This window comes from Kitasatospora sp. NEAU-CNBT7, assembly GCF_057220535.1.
This window is the reverse complement of the sequence record NZ_JBXQQB010000109.1, coordinates 1-3,599: the sequence shown is the minus strand read 5'-3', so window position 1 is coordinate 3,599 and position 3,599 is coordinate 1. Positions and strand designations below refer to the sequence as shown.

General features: G+C 69.9%; 2 protein-coding genes. Both read left to right on the top strand.

Features of this window, described 5'->3' with window-relative positions; genetic code table 11:
* Positions 1 to 835, top strand: an 835-nt coding sequence (gene metK, locus AC2TEW_RS38665; protein ID WP_484627825.1) for a methionine adenosyltransferase, incomplete at its 5' end; no start/stop codon positions are given.
* A gap of 41 nt (positions 836 to 876) precedes the next feature.
* Positions 877 to 3,599 (top strand): methionine synthase (metH, locus tag AC2TEW_RS38660; RefSeq protein ID WP_484627824.1); only part of this gene is annotated, 2,723 nt, incomplete at its 3' end.

Below are 3,599 nucleotides of genomic sequence, written 5' to 3'. Positions count from 1 at the left end.
GCAGGGCGCGGGCGACCAGGGCCTGATGTTCGGCTACGCGTGCGACGACACGCCCGAGCTGATGCCGCTGCCGATCACCCTGGCGCACCGGCTGTCGCGCCGGCTGTCGGAGGTCCGCAAGAACGGCACCATCCCGTACCTGCGCCCGGACGGCAAGACCCAGGTCACCATCGAGTACGACGGTGACAAGGCGCTGCGCCTGGACACCGTGGTCGTCTCCTCGCAGCACGCGAGCGACATCGACCTGGAGTCGCTGCTGACCCCGGACATCCGGGAGTTCGTGGTCGAGCCGGAGCTCAAGCGGCTGGCGGACGACGGGATCAAGCTGGTCACCGACGGCTACCGGCTGCTGGTGAACCCGACCGGCCGGTTCGAGATCGGCGGTCCGATGGGTGACGCCGGCCTGACCGGCCGCAAGATCATCATCGACACGTACGGCGGGATGGCCCGCCACGGCGGCGGCGCGTTCTCGGGCAAGGACCCGTCCAAGGTGGACCGCTCGGCCGCGTACGCGATGCGCTGGGTGGCCAAGCACATCGTCGCCGCGGGTCTGGCGACCCGGGCCGAGGTGCAGGTCGCGTACGCGATCGGCAAGGCCGAGCTGGTGGGTCTGTTCGTGGAGACCTTCGGGACCGAGACGGTGCCGGTGCTGAAGATCCAGGAGGCCGTGGTGAAGGTCTTCGACCTGCGCCCGGCGGCGATCATCCGCGACCTGGACCTGCTGCGGCCGATCTACGCGAAGACCGCCGCCTACGGCCACTTCGGCCGGGAGGACGCGGACTTCACCTGGGAGCGCACCGACCGCGTCGACGAGCTGAGGAACGCCGTCGCCTGATCGCCCGTCAGCCGTCCGCACCCCCACCCGTGAGGAACACCATGGCCGCACTCCCTTCCCCATCCGCCCGGCAGGGTCGTGCGGATGCCTTGCGTGAAGCGCTTGCCACCCGGGTGGTGGTGGCGGACGGTGCGATGGGCACCATGCTGCAGGCGCAGGATCCGACGATGGAGGACTTCCAGCAGCTGGAGGGCTGCAACGAGGTCCTGAACGTGACCCGCCCGGACATCGTGCGCTCGGTGCACGACGCGTACTTCGCGGTGGGCGTGGACTGTGTGGAGACCAACACCTTCGGCGCCAACCATGCGGCGCTGGGGGAGTACGACATCCCGGAGCGGGTGTTCGAGCTGTCGGAGGCGGGCGCCCGGATCGCCCGCGAGGCGGCGGATGCGTTCACGGCGCGGGACGGCCGGGTGCGGTGGGTGCTCGGGTCGATCGGGCCCGGCACCAAGCTGCCGACCCTCGGGCACGCCCCGTACGGGCTGCTGCGGGACGGGTTCCAGGCGAATGCGGCCGGTCTGGTCGCGGGTGGTGCGGATGCGCTGCTGGTGGAGACCAGTCAGGACCTGCTGCAGACGAAGGCGGCGATCCTGGGTTCGAAGCGGGCGCTGGCGGAGGCGGGGCTGGATCTGCCGGTGCTGGTGCAGGTGACGGTGGAGACCACCGGCACGATGCTGCTGGGTTCGGAGATCGGTGCGGCGCTGACGGCGCTGGAGCCGCTGGGGGTGGACTACATCGGGCTGAACTGCGCGACCGGTCCGGCGGAGATGAGCGAGCACCTGCGGTATCTGGCGAAGAACGCCCGGGTGGGGCTGTCGTGCATGCCGAACGCGGGCCTGCCGGTGCTGGGCAAGGACGGTGCGCACTATCCGCTGTCGCCGGCGGAGCTGGCGGATGCGCATGATGTGTTCACCCGTGAGTACGGGTTGTCGCTGGTGGGTGGCTGCTGCGGTACCACCCCGGAGCATCTGCGGCTGGTGGTGGAGCGGGTGCAGGGCCGTGCGGTGGTGGCGCGTGATCCGCGGCCGGAGCCGTCGGCGGCGTCGTTGTACCAGTCGGTGCCGTTCCGGCAGGACACCTCGTACCTGGCGATCGGTGAGCGGACCAACGCGAACGGGTCGAAGAAGTTCCGGGAGTCGATGCTGGCGGGGGACTGGCAGGCGTGTGTGGAGATCGCCCGGGAGCAGATCCGGGACGGCTCGCACCTGCTGGACCTGTGCGTGGACTATGTCGGCCGGGACGGTGTGGCGGACATGAAGGAGATCGCGGGGCGGCTGGCGACGGCCTCGACGTTGCCGATCGTGCTGGACTCCACCGAGCCGGACGTGCTGCGGGCCGGGCTGGAGGCGCTGGGCGGGCGGGCGCTGCTGAACTCGGTGAACTACGAGGACGGTGACGGGCCCGACACCCAGTTCGGGAAGGTCGCCTCGCTGGCCCGCGAGCACGGCGCCGGCCTGATCGCGCTGACCATCGACGAGGACGGGCAGGCCCGCACCGCCGAGACCAAGGTCGCCATCGCGGAGCGGCTGATCGCCCAGCTCACCGGTGAGTACGGCATCGAGGAGAGCTCGATCCTGGTCGACTGCCTGGCCTTCACCCTGGGCACCGGCCAGGAGGAGTCGCGGCGCGACGGCATCGAGACGATCGAGGCGATCCGGGAGCTGAAGCGGCGCCACCCGGACGTGCAGACCACGCTGGGCCTGTCCAACATCTCCTTCGGCCTCAGCCCGGCCGCCCGCATGGTCATCAACTCGGTGTTCCTGCACGAGTGCGTCGAGGCCGGCCTGGACTCGGCGATCGTGCACGCCTCGAAGATCCTGCCGATGGCCCGGATCCCCGACGAGCAGCGCCAGGTCGCGCTCGACCTGGTCTACGACCGCCGCACCGGGGACTACGACCCGCTGCAGAAGCTGCTCCAGCTGTTCGAGGGCGTCTCGGTGGCCTCGAGTGCGGAGTCGAAGGCGCAGGAGCTGGCGGCGCTGCCGCTGGAGGAGCGCCTGCAGCGCCGGATCATCGACGGTGAGCGGGGCGGCCTGGAGGCCGACCTCGACGAGGCGCTGACGGGGCGTCCGGCGCTGGAGATCGTCAACTCCACACTGCTGGCCGGGATGAAGGTGGTCGGCGAGCTGTTCGGCTCCGGCCAGATGCAGCTGCCGTTCGTGCTGCAGTCGGCGGAGGTGATGAAGAGTGCGGTGGCGTACCTGGAGCCGCACATGGAGAAGTCCGACGACGAGGGCAAGGGCACCATCGTGCTGGCCACCGTGAAGGGCGACGTGCACGACATCGGCAAGAACCTGGTCGACATCATCCTGTCCAACAACGGCTACACCGTGGTCAACCTGGGGATCAAGCAGCCGGTCTCGGCGATCCTGGACGCCGCCGTCGAGCACAAGGCGGACGTCATCGGGATGTCCGGTCTGCTCGTCAAGTCCACCGTGATCATGAAAGAGAACCTCCAGGAGCTCAACCAGCGCAACCTCGCCGCCGACTACCCGGTCATCCTCGGCGGCGCCGCCCTCACCCGCGCCTACGTCGAACAGGACCTGCACGCCATCTACGAAGGCGAGGTCCGCTACGCCCGCGACGCCTTCGAGGGACTGCGCCTGATGGACGCCCTGATGGGCATCAAACGGGGCGTCCCCGGTGCCCGTCTGCCGGTCCTCAAGCGGCGTCGCCACCCGCGCGCCGACCTGCTGCGCGAACTCCCCACCCAGGAACAGGGGCAGGTCCGTTCGGACGTCGCGGTGGACAACCGGGTGCCGGT